Source organism: Enterococcus sp. 3C7_DIV0644 (assembly GCF_002141235.1).
Classification (GTDB): domain Bacteria; phylum Bacillota; class Bacilli; order Lactobacillales; family Enterococcaceae; genus Enterococcus_D; species Enterococcus_D entomosocium.
This window is the reverse complement of record NZ_NGLK01000001.1, coordinates 2099217-2115802: the sequence shown is the minus strand read 5'-3', so window position 1 is coordinate 2115802 and position 16586 is coordinate 2099217. Positions and strand designations below refer to the sequence as shown.

Annotated in this window: 17 protein-coding genes; all 17 read right to left on the bottom strand. The window is 45.5% G+C overall.

The annotated features are described in order from the left end of the window. Positions 1 to 2: 2 nt before the first annotated feature. On the bottom strand, positions 3 to 1166 hold the full coding sequence (locus A5877_RS09990; protein ID WP_086316776.1) for a glycoside hydrolase family 88 protein: 1164 nt from the start codon (positions 1164 to 1166) through the stop codon (positions 3 to 5). Positions 1167 to 1315: 149 nt separating this feature from the next. Further along, the gene (locus A5877_RS09985) at positions 1316 to 2143 is read right to left on the bottom strand and encodes a hypothetical protein (RefSeq protein WP_086316775.1); all 828 of its coding nucleotides are present in this window, start codon (positions 2141 to 2143) and stop codon (positions 1316 to 1318) included. Continuing rightward, entirely contained in the window at positions 2118 to 3884 is a 1767-nt protein-coding gene (locus A5877_RS09980) for a DUF2264 domain-containing protein (protein WP_086316774.1), read from the bottom strand. Before A5877_RS09980 ends, A5877_RS09985 begins: the two co-directional genes overlap by 26 nt. A gap of 417 nt (positions 3885 to 4301) precedes the next feature. Next, positions 4302 to 5297: a tagatose-bisphosphate aldolase gene (gene lacD, locus A5877_RS09975; protein WP_303393844.1), complete on the bottom strand. Its 996-nt coding sequence runs from the start codon at positions 5295 to 5297 to the stop codon at positions 4302 to 4304. Between the two features lie 185 nt (positions 5298 to 5482). Next, positions 5483 to 6652, bottom strand: a complete 1170-nt coding sequence (locus tag A5877_RS09970; protein WP_086316772.1) for an SIS domain-containing protein — start codon at positions 6650 to 6652, stop codon at positions 5483 to 5485. 178 nt (positions 6653 to 6830) lie between these two features. Further along, on the bottom strand, positions 6831 to 7565 hold the full coding sequence (locus A5877_RS09965; RefSeq protein WP_005232618.1) for a GntR family transcriptional regulator: 735 nt from the start codon (positions 7563 to 7565) through the stop codon (positions 6831 to 6833). Between the two features lie 214 nt (positions 7566 to 7779). Further along, on the bottom strand, positions 7780 to 8808 hold the full coding sequence (locus tag A5877_RS09960) for a PTS system mannose/fructose/sorbose family transporter subunit IID (RefSeq protein WP_008376454.1): 1029 nt from the start codon (positions 8806 to 8808) through the stop codon (positions 7780 to 7782). After that, positions 8798 to 9604 carry a PTS sugar transporter subunit IIC gene (locus A5877_RS09955; protein WP_005232623.1) on the bottom strand — a complete coding sequence of 269 codons (807 nt, stop codon included), beginning with the start codon at positions 9602 to 9604 and terminating at the stop codon, positions 8798 to 8800. The genes A5877_RS09960 and A5877_RS09955 overlap by 11 nt, the downstream gene beginning before the upstream one ends. A gap of 26 nt (positions 9605 to 9630) precedes the next feature. Further along, positions 9631 to 10113, bottom strand: a complete 483-nt coding sequence (agaV, locus tag A5877_RS09950; RefSeq protein ID WP_005232625.1) for a PTS N-acetylgalactosamine transporter subunit IIB — start codon at positions 10111 to 10113, stop codon at positions 9631 to 9633. Between the two features lie 19 nt (positions 10114 to 10132). Further along, positions 10133 to 10408 (bottom strand): preprotein translocase subunit YajC, encoded by a 276-nt coding sequence (gene yajC, locus A5877_RS09945; RefSeq protein ID WP_008376459.1) that lies wholly within the window; start codon positions 10406 to 10408, stop codon positions 10133 to 10135. A 2-nt stretch (positions 10409 to 10410) separates the two neighbouring features. Continuing rightward, positions 10411 to 10842: a PTS sugar transporter subunit IIA gene (locus A5877_RS09940; protein ID WP_008376461.1), complete on the bottom strand. Its 432-nt coding sequence runs from the start codon at positions 10840 to 10842 to the stop codon at positions 10411 to 10413. A 646-nt stretch (positions 10843 to 11488) separates the two neighbouring features. Then, complete coding sequence (locus A5877_RS09935) at positions 11489 to 12085, bottom strand: alpha/beta hydrolase (protein WP_086316771.1); 597 nt, start codon at positions 12083 to 12085, stop codon at positions 11489 to 11491. 13 nt (positions 12086 to 12098) lie between these two features. Next, positions 12099 to 12707 (bottom strand): flavin reductase family protein, encoded by a 609-nt coding sequence (locus A5877_RS09930; RefSeq protein ID WP_016611541.1) that lies wholly within the window; start codon positions 12705 to 12707, stop codon positions 12099 to 12101. Positions 12708 to 12724: 17 nt separating this feature from the next. Further along, positions 12725 to 13618, bottom strand: coding sequence for a VOC family protein (locus tag A5877_RS09925; RefSeq protein WP_016611542.1), 894 nt, complete (start codon positions 13616 to 13618; stop codon positions 12725 to 12727). Positions 13619 to 13631: 13 nt separating this feature from the next. Further along, on the bottom strand, positions 13632 to 14594 hold the full coding sequence (locus A5877_RS09920) for a ring-cleaving dioxygenase (RefSeq protein WP_061053593.1): 963 nt from the start codon (positions 14592 to 14594) through the stop codon (positions 13632 to 13634). A gap of 10 nt (positions 14595 to 14604) precedes the next feature. Beyond that, positions 14605 to 15033, bottom strand: coding sequence for a MarR family winged helix-turn-helix transcriptional regulator (locus A5877_RS09915; protein ID WP_005232643.1), 429 nt, complete (start codon positions 15031 to 15033; stop codon positions 14605 to 14607). Between the two features lie 299 nt (positions 15034 to 15332). Next, the gene (locus tag A5877_RS09910; RefSeq protein ID WP_061053592.1) at positions 15333 to 16397 is read right to left on the bottom strand and encodes a bifunctional transcriptional activator/DNA repair enzyme AdaA; all 1065 of its coding nucleotides are present in this window, start codon (positions 16395 to 16397) and stop codon (positions 15333 to 15335) included. Positions 16398 to 16586 lie beyond the last annotated feature (189 nt).

Below are 16586 nucleotides of genomic sequence, written 5' to 3'. Positions count from 1 at the left end.
CTTTACCAGTATCTTTGCCAATCAGGCAATGCCAATCGGATCAATCCTTCTAAATAGAAATAATCACCCCAAAGATTGGGCTCATCGATGCCTTTGCCTTCCGCATGAGCATACACACCATGCAGCAATAATCCTTCATTTTCTGGCACTTGGCTCGCTGCATAATGTTCGCCTAATTGGTAAAGCATCCCTTTAGCGATTTTTTTAGCATCGGGATATGCCCCCATTTTCTCTGCTTCCAACAAGCCACAAGCCGCAATCGCTAAAGCAGAGCTGTCTTTTTCAGCAGGATGTTGGTCGTTAAAATCAAAGTCCCAATACGGTACCAAATCTGCTGGCAAATGAGCCAAAAACACCTCCACGATCTGCGGATAATTTTCTGGAAAAGGCTGACTATGCAGGTAGCTTTCATTCAAAGGAAGCCCTAAAATCGCCCAGCTCTGCCCTCGTGCCCAAATCGATTGGTCGCTGTTTCCTTGATGCGTCGCACCGTGACTTGGCTGCCCCGTCTCAGGATCGAAATAATACGTATGAAAGGTGGTGGCGTCATTCTTAATGACGGTCTTTCGGACTGTCTGATAATGCTTACTCGCAGCCTCTGCGTAGCGAGGCTCTCCCGACAATTGAGTTGCTGCAAATAAAAGCGGCAAGTTCAGTAGCGAATCAATAATCAAGCGGTATTCTTGTGGGTCGCCATAAGCGCCCCAAGCTTGAATAAATTCCCCCTTTTCTTGAAACCGTGCCAACAAAACATCTGCTGCTTGAATGACTTCTTGCTTGCAGTGTTCATCGCCAGTGATCTTGTAGCCCGCACCGGCAGATAAGCTATATAAAAAACCAATATCATGATGATCTAATACAAAATGGTCGTCTAAACGCGTTTGAAAACTGTCGATATTTGCCATAGCTCGATCAAGAAAGTTCTTTTCCTTGGTCCACTCATAGGCGAGCCACAACATCCCGGTCCAAAAGCCATTGGTCCAATCATCGTTGCCTTTCAGCCGATATTTGCCATTGGTGGCACAGGCTGAAGGAAATTGTGTGCCAAAGCGCTGACTATTTTTTTCGATCTGTTGGATGCACGCGGTGATTTTATCCGCTACCCACACATCGGTCACTTTTTCTCCTAACAGGATCAAGCGTTGTTTGTTCTCTTGCAGACGCATGTTTACCCTCTCCTTAACTTGTTAACATATTAACTGAAATCATTATAACGTAAACGCACAAAAAAAGCGACCTCCCTTTGTTGATTCCCAAAAAAAGAGCATGACAACTGCACACAAATGCAGACCTGTCATACTCTCGTCCTCTTTTTTTAACAGTTCCAACCAAATACTTCGATTTGTGAAAGAGCTGGGAAGGGGGAATCATCCTCTGCTTTTTGCAGCTCTTTATAGGTCAGCTTAGTCGTTTCTTTTTTCGGAAAACGAACTTCTTGAAAAGACGCCGTATTTGTCGTTTCCACCACCAGCTCTTCTCCATCAGCAAAGACCAAGGTCCCTTTGGTCCAGTAGCTATCATGGGGATAATCTGCCCGCAATAGGAAGCGAACCCGATCAATCAAGACGGGACGACCAAACTCAATGGTCAACGCAGCATCGGCTTGCTGATTGATGCCCCAAGAAGCAAACGGATACGACCCGTGGGATCGGTTGCCATATTTTCCATCAATCGCATTCTTAGCAAAAAAGACGGAATCATCTCGCGTTTCCACATTCGCTGAAGCATGAGGATACGCCCCTGTCGCTGACTTTTGATCATGGGCATTGAAGGATAAATTTTGATAATTCGTGATCTCAAACGCATGGGCTTTGCGCACCATCAGGTGATGGCGCTGCGAGGTAAAGGCCGTTTCCACCGAGGACTTTCGAGCGGATTCCGTCCAAGGAATCTGATACTCCCAAGTGGATTGGGAAAGATAGATCAGTGATGGTGCTAAGGTTTCATCAAGCTGAAGGACATAATACGGATTTTCCCCCGTCACCTCAATAACGATCTTATCTCCTTCCTCATAGGGATAGTTTTTAATGGCTAATACGGCCAAATCATCATCAGAAACTTGAAATGGCGCGGGTTCTTTTTCATGGTCGATGCGACCGACGATCACCTGGTCCTGCTTATTTTTTATTGCTAGCGTAATCATTTGGATCGCTCCTTTCTTTTTCTACGATACCACCGACTAAACAAATCAAACGGTGCTTCCCTGGCAGGATATGTTGTGCTAAGTATGGAAAACTGGTTCTTGGAAAAAAGACGGAGGTATTGGCTTCTGGCTGAACAATACTGGCTTGTTGATAGCCTTCGATGTTGATGATTTGAGAACAAAAGCCCTCTTCACTGACTCGACTCCAGGTCGGTCCTGTTTGGGCCTGAGGCAACCGTCCAGTTAGCGGTACACTAAATCCGCCCTCACGAAGGTCCAACGAAATCGTCGTCGTCAACTCGTGCACGCGCACATGCCACTGACCAAATGGATAAATCTCAGTTTCAATCACTACCTCCTCAAAGGGAGCCCATTGGAAAAAGACGCCTTTTTCCGTCACTCGATAATCCATGACTGCGCCCTTCGTGCGAAAATAGCTGCCATCTCGAGCAATAGCTAATGTGCTATCGAAGGCGCCTTCGGCATACGTGACGCCGGCTTTCGGCACACTGAAGCCAAATTTGCTCGAATAGACGAATTTGCTGTATTTTGCTTGAGCATGCGCTTGCTGTTCAAGCATCAAACCTGCAGGATACCCCAACAAATGATGGTTTTTTTCATTGTGCACCAGCAACATATTGCCTTTTTCAATCCGTTTTTGCGGCTCTCTCTTGATTGGCTCAGGTTCAGCCCGCCAAAAAGGATGCGTTTCTGCGACCGCTAAAAGCAAAAAGGTCTTAAGCCCCCAGTAAGGCGAGCCTGGTGCATTGTACCCTTCTGCCATCACTTGATTTTCATAGTGGTATCCGATGGACAAGCGACCATCGAAAGTGAAAATCTCCTGCGCCATCCAATTGCGCAAGTGTTTCGCCAGTAGTCCTCGCACCTGTCCCCATGGGATCGCTTCGACATCTGCGAAAACCAGCGCCGAGAAAAAAGCACCTTGCGCAAACCGATAGGTCAGGCTGCGGCCATAGGGCAAGGCTTCGCCGTCTTCATCAAAATAATAGATGAAATCTTGGGCAAATCGGGTGGCTCGTTCTTTAAAACGCTGTGCCCATTCTGGGTCTTCGTCTTGCATAAATGTAGCGTAAATCAAGCCATAATAATGAAACGCAAAAGGAATATAGTAATCTCGCTGCGTCGTTTTCCCATCTACGTACCAACCATCGCCAATGTACATGGAATCGATCAATGCCAACTCTTGGGACAATGCTTCTTTTGCCAACGGTTCCCCACAGTGAAACAGGGCAACGCGAATCAACACTTTGAAGAATGTCCAGTTGTTCTTAGGAATCTTGCACTCAAGTGCTTGGGATAGCCAAGCCACTAGCTTTCGCTGGTTCTTCTGCGGCAACGCTGTCCAAAAAGCGTCCTTTTGCAATAAAAGAGTCAATGACAATGCGGCTGCTTCCACGATGTATTGATCATAATCCGTGATGCTTCCCCAGTAAAATGCGTGTTCAGGATCTGTCCCCGCGATCACTTTTTCCACATAAGCTGCTCGTAACGGATCATCTGAGCAAATCCTCCAATAAGGCGCCAGCCCCCACAAAGGACGCACAAGCGCTTCCATCTCAGCCCGTGTTCGGTCATACACGGCCCCACTGCTACCTAGATTCAATCCTGGATAGTCATCTGCCAAGATCGCTTCTCGCAAAGGAGCGATCATGTCTTCCACTGCCCGCTGATAATCCAGACGCGTCAAAAACGGATTCTCTTTGATTGCCATTTGCTTCATACGCCATCTCCTTCTGTCAATTTACAGAACAGAATAGCAAGCAACGGCTTTTTTATCAAGCGATTTTCTACTGGCAATACTGCTGAAAAATGAGAAAAGATTTCGAGGGATTTTTGACTTAACCTGTTAACAAATCTTTTGGGATTGATTTTCTTGCCTTCATTTTCTTTTAACTAGCAAAGTTAACTTAGTCTATATGAAAAAATTATGATAAATCATCCGTAGTGCCATGACTTTTTTTCATAATTTTTTTGCTAACCTTTTTTTGTCTAAATGAGGTCAGCATCCGTTATACTATCAACCTTTTTTCACTAGAAAAAGACACCTTAAAGCCTTAAGTCAGAAGCCTGCACTTCTTCTCAAAAGCCCTTAAGATGTCTGATCATTGGCCATTTCTCTTGTCAAACAGCGAAAAAACTATTCCTCGACCGTGACTTTGTCCCACCAAGAAGTGGCGGTCTTTTGGATCACTTCATTCAAGTCTTCGATGTGCTGTTTTCCGGTACTTGCTAGCCATTCTTTGGCTGCTTCTGTTCCTTGTTTTACAAAGGGTTCAACACCATCTTTCCACGTTGCCCGGCCGCACAAGACGCCATTGAAGGTGGAGCCAGCTTCTTTGGCAAAAACCAGCGTTTCTTGGAATAAGCTGGCTGATACGCCTGCACTGAGAAAAATAAACGGCAGATGTGTCGCGTCGCTTTGCGCTTTGAAATACGCGGCAGCTTCTTCCTTGGTATGCACGGCTTCTCCCTTGGCAAAACCTGCCACATAATTCATGTTGACTGGTACTTCCACTTTTAACACATCAACTTTGTACTGCGGTTTTGAAAATTCCTTCATCAATCCGATGACTTTTTCTGGTTTGCGTTGCGCATATGCTTTTGAGTCGACTTCAGGCAGCTTAGCATCATAGGAAAGGACTTCTAAAAAGAAGGGCAGATCAGCCGCTTGGCATTCGCTGCCGAGTCGTTCCACAAAGACATGTTTCAACTGATTGATCTGGGCATCTTCATCTACATCATAGTAAAGCAAAAATTTGATGGCATCTGCGCCAGCTGCTTTTAATCGCTCAACCGACCATGCCCCTAATAAATCAGGCAAACGTCCCGGCGTAGTCGCATCATAGCCGGTTTTTTCATACGCCAGCAAAAGCCCCGCCTCTGGATCACGGCTTTGCGCAGCTGCCAACCCATATTCTGGATCTAATAAAATAGAAGACGCGTAAGGGGTCAATTCTTGTGAGACTAGCGTTTTAAACTGACTGATTTTTTCTGCATCAGCCTCCACGCCAAGTGCTGCCATCATTTTTTTCAAGGCACCTCGTTGGTCGATCGCTAAAGCTGCGATCACTCCTTCTTTCGTTGACAGGCGATCCATCGCTGCTTTTTTGGCTTTCGTTACGGTTGCTTTCATTAAAATTCCTCCTTTTTTGTCCATGCCAAAGAATCAACCGCTTTCACTTTTTTCAGCGTTGGCGAAACGGTTGTCAGCACGTATAAAAATGTCTATTGATGAAGTCGTTCGACTGATTGACCACCGCACGTATCGACTTCGTACACGAAAAGATACGTGCTCGTGGTGGTCTTTCTCAGTCATCGTTAGTTGTTATACGGATGAATCGTCACGCCTTTGACCACCCGATTGACGGTACGCGTTGGCGAAGGGGTATCCGGTGTATTACCGACTTTGATCGATGCCAACAGTGCGATCGTTTGCGCAAAAACAATGTCTGCTAAGGCAAGATAGCCATCTGGCAGTGAAGTGTCATCTGGAAAGAAAAAGTTTGTTCCTGAAAAATTCACAGCTGCCGGCTGTCCGATGGCGGTCACTGCGACGGCGATGCCGTCACTCTTTAATTCTTCCAACATATCAAGATCATATTGCCGCGTGTAGGGCGTATTGCTGACAAAGACAAAGACGAGGGTTTGATCATCTACGAATGATTTCGGTCCATGACGGAAGCCCATCGAAGAATCGAACACGGTGGCGATTTTTCCCGCAGTCAGTTCCAATACTTTTAGCTGCGCTTCCCTGGCCAACCCCGACAACGTGCCTGAACCAAGGTAAACGATTCGCTTAAAGGAACGGTCCGTCAGTACTTGGAGATCTGTTTCTCTGTCGATCACTTCTTGCCCCAACCGGCTAAGGGTTTCAACATAATGCCCTTTTTCCGCCAGAGGCGTCTGGTCAAAAATCAGCAGTGCCGAAAGGGCCATGCAAGAAAAGCTTCCCGTCATCGCAAATCCAGCATCATTTGACCTCTCAGGCATCAATAACAGATAACTCGCTTCATCAGCGGCAGCTTGTTGTGCCAAAGATCCGTCGGCTGCACAAGTGATCGTCAAATGATAGCTGTCCGCAACGAATTGATCGACGATTTTGACCGCTGCTAAACTTTCTGGTGAATTGCCACTTCTAGCAAAAGAAACGAGCAGTGTTGGCTCATCCGCAAATAAAACTTGTTCTGGAGCAGCGACAATATCCGTCGTAGCAATACTTTCAAAAAGATAATCCACCGTTGCGCCGTTCTTATTCAAGTAAGGAACGATCGTATCTCCAACATATTGCGATGTCCCCGCTCCCGTGAAGACCACGCGGATTCGCTTGTCCGTCTTTTGCTTGATAGTACGTAAGAAAGCCGCGATCGCCTCTTGCTTTTCTTGATAGATCGTCAAGGTTTCTTGCCACAGTTCTGGCTGTTGTTTGATTTCTCTTGTTGTAATCTCCGCACCTAATTCTGCTAATTCCTTTGTTGACAGTTGAAACATCTTTCTTCCTCCTAGCTGCTGGTTTTCCAGTATGTATTCCCATTGACGGTACGAGGAGCGTTGTCTTGGATGAATACTTAGCGATCACCCAAAGGGCAAACTTCCTCGACCTCACTGGTTTTGAATACACACCTTTTCTTTGCTCGAGCGGATCATTTCAGACTGTCTAGGAAATGCGCTACTCGTCGTTACGCAAGTGGCGGACTTTGTATCTAAATTGGTCTGCTCGAGCAACACTCAAGGTGTATTCGATCACTTCATTTTCAATATTGAACGTGCTGCGTACCAGGTTCAACACCGGCGCACCTTCGTGGATTTTTAGCAATGCCGCATCTTTCGCACTGGCAATGCTGGCAAAAAATTCTTCGTCCGCTAGGCGGATCACTTGATGAAAATCTTCATGGAAGATATCGTACAATGGTTTTTGCTCGATCATCTCACTCGTTAAATTCATGAAGCGCTTGACGGGCAGATAAGAACGCTCGATCATCATCGGTTGGCCATCAGCAAGACGCAATCGTTTTAACTTGTAGATCGGCTCGCCAATGGAAACTTGCAACTGAGTGGCAAAATATTTTGTCGCTTCCATTTTTTTGAATGCCAATACTCTAGTTTCCGGTTGTTTCCCCAGTGCTTTCATCTGTTCGGTAAAACTATAGGAACCCGATAAATTGGTTGCCTGCTTGCGGATCTCCGAGACAAAGGTTCCTTTACCATGTTGGCGATAAATATAGCCTAATTTTTCTAACTCCTGTAGTGCCAAGCGAACGGTGGTCCGACTTAACCCGTAGCGCTTTGACAGTTCTCTTTCTGAGGGAAGCATCGTGTCTGCTTCCATTTCATTTTCGATTTTTTCAATCAGTAAATTTAACAATTGATCGTATAATGGTTGTCGATTTTTATTGATATTCATAAGCCCCTCCAAACTGGTTACTACCACATAACGAGTGTACTATTTCCCGATAGGCGTGTCAAACAATCGTCTACAGGGGCTCTGTTTCCTGAACTTGCATCTCTTCACGCAGGAAAATGAACCAATTGCCAGCACGAGCTAAGCTGAAAAGTCAGCTTTTGCTTGCTTAGCAAAACTCCTCCTACGGTTTGCGCCGTTTCTTCTGCTAGCTTGCTTATTGCGGCCAAATGGATGGATACAGACCAAAGCCAGAACCGATCAAGCCGATCACTAGCAGCAAAGCGATACATTTCAACGGCGTCCAGCCGCGTTTTGATAAGAAGAAATACAGCATCAGTGTGATGGTCAATGGAATCACTTGCGGCAAGATCCCATCGAGGATTTTTTGAATATCGATCGTCACAGGCACTTCGTTGACTTTGTTAAACGTCAATTCATATTTGCCGTTAGCCAATTCGTTGACCGCCGCATTTTCTTGCAGTGTGTCGGTCAATTGTCCATTCTCATCCGTGGTATACAGCATGTCTTCGTAAGCGGCAATGGCTGCTTGATCATCCACGATCGTCGTCGCTTGTGTCACTTCATTGGTAGTACCGTTAGGGATCTGAATATCCAAAGACGTCGCCCCATACACGCAGGTCAAGGAACCGACAACAAAAATCCCTAAAATACTCGCTGCTCGGGTGAACTCTTTGGCATTTTCCGTTAAGATCCCAATCGCATCTGTCCCTAAACGATAGGACCAATGCATCAAGAAGAACCGTAAACCAAATTGGGCCGCATTGAATACCAGTAAGAAAATAAACGGTGCAGCGATGTTGCCGTTGATCGCCATATTGGCTGTGATACCAGCTGTTATCGGTACCAGAGTGAACCAGAATAACGCGTCACCGATCCCGCCTAGCGGTCCCATCGCGGCGACTCGCACTGCCCGAATCATGGGAATATCGGCTTTGTTTTGTTCCATCGATAGAATGATCCCCATCACAAAGTTCACGAGGAATGGATGAGTATTGAAAAACTCTAGGTTATGGCTCATTGAAGCAGCCAAGTCCTTTTCATTTTTGTGGATCTTTTTCAATCCCGGTAAAATACTGAATAACCAGCCTCCTGCTTGCATTCGCTCATAGTTGAAAGAGGCTTGTAGAAATAAGGAACGCCAGACCATATTGTTCAAGGTCTTTTTATCCAGTTGTTCTGCGGGCGCTTGTTCGCTATAAGAATCGGGAATATTATATGCCATCTTCATCGCCTCCGAAATCATAGGTATTGGCTGTTGCTACTTTAAATTTGGACTGGATTTGATAATCCCAAAAGGCTAATGCAAAACCGATAAAGGCTAGAATGATCAAGGCTGGTCCTTGCAAGGAAGGTGCCGCCATTACGATCGTGGCTAAACCAAACCCCATAAAGAAGAAGCCCCACATTTCTTTGGAAACCATCACTTTTAGTAAAATCGCAAAACCGACATACCGCATCATGCCCCCAGCTGCGCCGAGCCCACCCATCAACCATTGAGGGATCGCTGCGACCGCCTGATTCCCGAAGGCAGCACCGCCGATAAAGAATAAGACCACAATCAAGCCGAAGATCGTTCCAAGACCCACCATCGCTAAATAATTGATCCGGTCAATGCCCTTCGTATTGGCATCATGGGCGTAGCTGTCAGCTTTTGACATCACTGGCGACATTAGTGAGAAGATAATCGTCACCCCATATTGCCCCAGCAAAGAAAACGGAATCGCCGTAGCGACGGCCACTGTCGGTTCCAGCTGCAGCGTGATCGCTAAGATTGCTGCCATAATTCCGCCAATCACCGCATTTGGCGGTTGCGCGCCGCCCACCGGCATATTGCCGATCGTCATTAACTGATAGGTTCCGCCAACGATCAAGCCGGTTTGAAGATCTCCAAGAATAAGTCCGATAACCATCCCGGTAACAATGGGCTGGTACAATGATTCTAAAAAACTAAATTGATCGATTGCGGCAATGAATGTAACTATGAAGACTAAAATGATTTGAAAAATCGTGTAATCCATTTTCTTTCTCCTTCCTTATCTCTGCATCACTGAAATAATTTCTTTTCATCTTCAACAGGTGTCGTTGGAACCCGCTGAATCACTAATTGCACCCCCATTTCCTTCAGTTTTTTAAAAGCATCGACATCTGCTTCATCGACGGCAACTGTCGTAGCAACCTGTCTTTTCCCTTCTGACATATGCATATTCCCAATGTTGAGTTTCTTGATTGGCACCCCACCTTCAGCTAATTTCAACGCATCTTGAGGATTTTCAACCACCATGAAAATCTTTTGTTTTGGCGATGCTTTATGAATGATCTCGATGGTTTTTTGAATCGAGAAATACCTCGTTTGGACGCCAGCTGGCGCCGCCATATCCATCAACCCTTGTCTGACTTTGTCTTTGGCGACCTTATCATTTGCCACTAAAATTAGATTTGCCCCCAACGTACCGTTCCATTGGGTGGCAACTTGCCCATGAATCAACCGATTGTCGATTCGCGTCAACAAAATATTTGGTTCTCCCATAAATATGTCCTCCTTCTATTTACTGCATGATTTCTGCAACCGCACTGCGTTCTACTTCGATCACCGTTCCCGATTTCACCCTTAGATCGACCGTCTCTTTCCCAAGTGCTTGAATCTCCCCAATAATGCCGCCGTATAATTTGATTTTCTGCCCCTTTTTCAAGGACTGCTGCAATTCAGCGAAATAGCCTTTTTGCTTTTTCAGATGTTTCCCATTCAAGAAAGATGAGACCGCCAAAAAGAGAAAGAGAAAAACAAGCACCACGATTGAGGCTGCTAAGATCATTTCCCACATCGTTAAATCCCTTCTTCCTCATTGGTTTCCTCATGGCCTTTGATCTTTCCGTGAAAAATACCGCTCTTGCCAATCTCTGCCAGTTCTTGACAAAAACGCTCTGGATCAGTTGCCGTATATCTAGTCAACGAACCTTCCACTAGCAGCAGTAGATTGATGCCGCCGATGACCTCGACTTGCGGGTCCTCATTGGCAGCGGTCATCGCAACATTAAAAGGGGTCCCGCCTACAAGGTCTGCACAAATCACGACCCCATCACAGGTTTCCTTTAATTGATCGATTGCTCCTTGCAACTCTTTTTCAAAGTCAGCTAACGGATTTTCCTCTAAAAACGACACTGCTAGAAACTGTTCTTGCGGCCCTGCAATCATCGCAAGCGCATTTTCCATCCCTTGCGCAAATCCTCCATGACCTGTTAAAACCAAACCAAGCATCTTATGTCCTCCCCTTACTCTCAACTGGTAGTAACCACATATCCAATATAAACGCTTTCATTTTGTCTGTCAACAATTTTTTTGTTTTTATATAAAAATGTCTTTGTTATCTTTAAATACGAAAAACGGCGCCAAAACAATGATTATCAATTAATAACCCAATTGATAAAGGTATTGAAATCCATCAAGGGAACGACCTTAATGTTATTTTTAACAAGTACGTTCACTGGTTTTTGAGTCTTGGTATCTAAAGAACCACAAGTCACTCACTATTCACCGATACAACAATCAACGTTGTTAAATAAAGGAACTATCAACAAATTTGCTTCCTTACTAAAAAACCAGCTAGGTATAATCCCTAACTGGTTTTGATCATCACCAAACTCATTTTCCATTATGCGTTTTATTAAATTGTATTACCATTTTTTTTAGGAATAATTCATGTTATTAACTTAAACAGGTTAGAGATAACAAGCTACCTTATAATCTAGAAGCTTTAAGAATATAAAAACCACCCATACTAACAGAACTAATGTAAAGCATATCTTGGTGGAGCTGATCTACTCTCTGTTCAATGTTTTCACGTGAAACAAAAAAACCTAACCAACCAGCAGGATCGCTGTTTGATTAGGAAATAGGCACTGCTTTATTGTTTGGTCAACCACGTGCGCGAGTGTTCAACTTCTTCATACGTTAACTGATGACTCGGGGTCCAAACGGTTGAAAGGACTGCACCCCGTGAGGTAAAGATCTCTTGGACGTAAGCACTGTCAGCTAGGGAAACGATCGGGTCGTTTCTGCCAAAACTCATAAACACATGAGTGTCAGGCAAGGAATTCGTCGGTACATTCTCGACTGGATACATGGCGTGGTAGAGGATCGCTTTTTTGAAGTGGTCACTATCATTTAGTAATAAGCGAATGGCAATGTTGGCGCCATTGGAATAACCCACCAGTACCACTTGCGCTAACGAAAAGTTGTATTCTTTGGCGGCTTGCCGAATAAAATCGGCTAATTCGTCGCCGCGAAGTGCTAAGTCGGCTTCATCATAAACCCCTTCAGCTAGGCGTTTGAAGTAACGGGGCATGCCGTTTTCTAAGACATTGCCGCGAATACCTAATAGTGAAGCTTGGGGATCAAGGGCTTTGCCTACTTCTAGCAGCGACTGTTCGTCGCCACCGGTGCCGTGGAGCAGCACCAAAACTGGTGCGTCAGCTGCTCCTTGTTGATAGATTGCTTTCATCGAAGTTCCTCCTTTAACTTGGTCGTTTGATATCGAAAATCTCCCCAATCGTTGCGTAAGAATTTCCCGCTAGCCGGCTGACTGCTTGTAAGGCACGGGGATCGATCTTGCCATCTTGATAGACATCCTCTGCAATCTGGTAGCCGACGACTTCCAACAATAAGAGATCGGCAGTGGTCTGCTGGTCTTTTTTGATGGGTACGTGTTGATGCAGAATCGTTTCTAAGCGTACATTGGCTTCTTTCAAGCCAGGAACGACAATTGTTTTCGATGTCGTTGTGGTAAATCCAGAAACCGTCAACTCGCTTTGGTCTGCGGGCAATAATGCCGCGGTTTTATTGGCCTCTTGGACATTTGTTTGATCCAAAATATGCACGACGGCTTCTTTTGTCGCCAACAGATTGCGGGCGGTGTCTTTCAGTTCCCCCTCTTTACGCTGGATAGCCAACGAGAGGATCACGGGTTCTGAGCTGACGATGTTAAAAAAACTGAATGGGGCGATGTTGACGATACCATCGGCTGATTGCGTACTGACCACTGCCACTGGCCGTGGAATGATGGAGCCGATCAGTAGTTTATAATTTTCTCGTTGGGTCAAATTCTTGGGATCTAAATAGTGCATACAGCGTCTCCTTTTTTCTAAACCGATAAGTCTGGCAAGCGATCCTCGATCTCTGCACGACGGCTTTCAAATTGGGCTGGCAACATCAACTGCTGTCCTAACGTTTCCAACGGTTCATCAACGAAAAAGCCCGGGGTTTCTGTTGCGATCTCAAAGACGATGTTGCCCCTTTCTTGGAAATAGACGGCTTTGAAATAGTTGCGGTCTTTGATTTCAGTGACTCCGTATCTTTGATCGTACAAGTATTCTTGCCACTCTTTTTGCACTGCTTCCGTTGGCACGGACCACGCGATGTGATGGACGGTGCCGACACCCCAGCGCCCTGCTGGCATTGCTGCATGGGGCACGACGATCTCATGAGCGAGGGTGCCTGCGGTATGAAGATGGGTGCTTTTCTCTGTTTTGTTAAAAATGTTCAGACCTAGATCATCTGCCAGCGTTTGAATGGTCGCTTCTGGTTGTGCCGAAAGCAAGACGGCCCCATGAAAGCCTACAATCGCTGGTGTTTCCGCCGATTCTTCGGCTTCGACTAACGCCAAAGACAGGTCATGCTGATCATGAAGTTCTAACGTTGGCCGATCAAACAATGTACTTTCTTGGACAGTTACTTGATGTTTCGCCAAATGTTCTTGCCAATAGGCACTGCTGCCTTTAGGAATACGAAAGGCGATCGTGCCGACTTGTCCGCTTCCTACTCGTCCAGGATGGGCATTTGCCCAAGGGAAGAAAGTGATGATGGTCCCATTTTCTAACGCTTGATTGCTGTAATAAAGATGATACGTGTAGGGATCATCAAAATTGACGGTTTGTTTGACGAGGCGCAACCCCAACACGTCGCGGTAAAAGGCAACGTTCGTTTGCGGATCGCCTACGATGGCTGAAATATGGTGGATCTGTTGAATGGGTTGCATACTGTGTGCCTCCTTAGGCGCGTTTTGTATTGAAGGGTTTGATGACTCCTTCGATGTATTCACGGCGATTTTCTAAAAATGGTGCCAATGATAAGGACTCACCCAATGTTTCGTATGGCTCATCCCCCATGAACCCTGGTTCATCTGTTGCTAGTTCAAAAAGAATATGGCCGATGCGCACATACAAGGATTCAAAATAGTAGCGATCCACATAGCCGGAGTTGGCCAATCCCAAGTTATCAAAGATTTCTTGCCAAACTGCTAATGAGTCGTGGTGAGCTAAGCGAAAAGCGACATGATGCACTTCGCCATCGCCTTGTTGCGCTTGCGGGCTCGTGGTATCTTCCACTAAAACGACTTGAGCGCCATTGCCGCCTTCACCGACTTCTAGCAAATAGCGATTATCTACTTGATCAATGGTTTTGAAATCAAAAACGGATTCCAGCAGCCCTTTGAAATCTGCCAAGTAAGAAACAGACATTTCGACAGGACCTAAGCCATAAATCGCAAATTCAGTAGGAACCGGTCCTTTTTTCCAAGGAGTACCAGCTTTCACGCCAGTATTGTGTTCGTCAGAGATCAATTGATAAGCTTGCGTATCAAAATCCCAAAAACGCATCACTTTTTTCCCAAATTCGGTGGTGATTGCTTCGTGTTTTACCTCAAATTCATCAAAGCGTGCGGCATAATAATCAAGGGCAGCATCACTGGGTACTCGGAAACTAGTGCGGGTGATCGAGTTGGTTCCTTTGCTGCCGCGAGCGGTATTGGGAAAATCAAAGAACGTCATGGTCGTTCCCGGTGACCCTAAATCATCCGCAAAGTAGGTATGGTACGTATAAATGTCATCTTGATTGACGGTTTTTTTCACTAAACGCATCCCTAACACATCTGTAAAGAAATGGTAATTCCGTTCCACATCACTTGTCATGGCCGTCACATGGTGTACCCCTAATAATTGATCTTGTTTTCTCATTTTCTTTTCCTCATTTCTGATCGTAAGTTATTTTTCGTAAAATTGTTTTTAATTGTTGCAATTCTTCACTGCTGAGTTCGGAAAAACTCGCCGCAATCTTTTGTGCATGACTGGGAAAAATTTTCTCCATCAATGCCCTGCCTGCTTCCGTAATCCTGACGTAAGTTACCCGTTGATCTTCTTGGCTAGGTTCCCGGCGCACGCAGCCTTTTTTGACTAATTGATCGACTACATAGGTTGTCGAGCTGCTGGCGATCAAAATTTTTTCCTTGATGGCTTGCGTCGTATGGGTGCCTTTATGGTAAAGCAATTCCAGTACAGAAAACTCTGTGATATTTAAGCCATAACAACGAACATCTTTTTTTGCCACTTGTTCCAAACGACTCGCCGTACGCAGCAAACCAATGTACGCTTTGAGCGCTTCTTCTTGATGCGCCATTTTCCTCACCTCTTTATTTCGAATTCGAGATAATCATAAATTACTTTTTGTAAGTTGTAAAAAGATATGCTTTGGTTGTTTAAGAAAATCATTCAATGCTTATTTTTATAGAGGTTAAGAACGGTTAGACACTAACGAAGGTCCCACCTTTTCTCTATGTCTCCTTCAAATCTAATAAAAAACGGAACTCATGAAAGGTTCCATGAGTTCCGCTAAATATATATTTTACTGAAGAGGATTCGATCCATTCCATGTACTGATCGATGAAGCGCTGATTCCCACGCATAGTTATCTCTTTTTCAAATCTTTACAGTCGGCTGGACCTGCTTTTCCAAAGCCAGCAACCACTTTTTGCGTTCGACACCGCCGCCATAGCCGCCGATGCTGCCATCGCTATTGATGACGCGGTGGCATGGAACGATCAACGCCAATTGATTTTTTCCGTTGGCATTGGCAACAGCTCGGGTGGCTTTTTCATTGCCGATTCGCTGTGCCAATTGTTTGTAAGAGTATGTTTCTCCGATCTTCATCGCCAACAGCTGCTGCCAGACGGCTTTTTGAAAATCAGAGCCGATCAATGCGATGGGTACCGTGAAGGCAGTTCGATTCCCTTCAAAATATTCCGTCAATTCTTGCTTGAGTTGCTGAATGATTGCTGTTTGCTGGGGAATAATCACTGCATTCAAACGGCTTCTCAAAACAGCGATCTCCGTTTCTAGCCCTCTGCGATCCACGAATTCTAACAAGTAAAGCTGCTGCTGGTCGCTGATTGCCAGCATCGATCCCAGCTTGGTCTCAAGCCAAGCAGAAGAAAGAATCGTTTTTTCACGGCTGTTGGAAGGCAATTCCCCCATAATCCGGGAAAACGCATCTCGAAAGCCGTTGCCAGAATCGAAGCCGGCTTCTAATTGTGCTTGGATCAGCGGTTCTCCTTCACGAATCTGCTTAAACGCTAACCCTAAACGGCGTGCACGGGAATATTCGATAAAGGTCATGCCAAAATATTTTTTAAATTGTCGACGCGCAGTATTGGGATGGATCGCTAGCGCTTCAAAATCTTTGTCGGTCCACTTTTTCTCCGGGTTGCTCTCCACCGCTTCCACAAGGCTTTTCACGTCAGGGGATAAGTGGCTAGGTGAGCTGAGCGGGCGACATCGTTTGCAGGGACGATACGCCGCCAGCAGCGCTTCTTGTGCCGTCTGAAAAAACTCGCAGTTTTTCTTGAGCGGTTTTTTCGCTGGACAGGTAGGACGGCAAAAGACGCCGGTGGTTTTTACCCCAACGTAAAAAATCCCTTCATATTGGGAATTTTTTTCAATCAGCATGTCGTAATAGTGGTCCCGTTGTCGGCTATCTTCAATCATCTTGCGCATCCCTCCTTCTTTTCTACACTTACAAAAATACTTTGTGCTTGTCCAAACACACGACCAACCAATGCAGCAGCCTGCAAAGGCAGGTCGAAAATTTGCCCACATCCTTCTGATGACATACGATCACCCTTTCCTCTGAATGACCTTAGTGTACAAAGAATGGTCTTGACGCATCCCATAAAA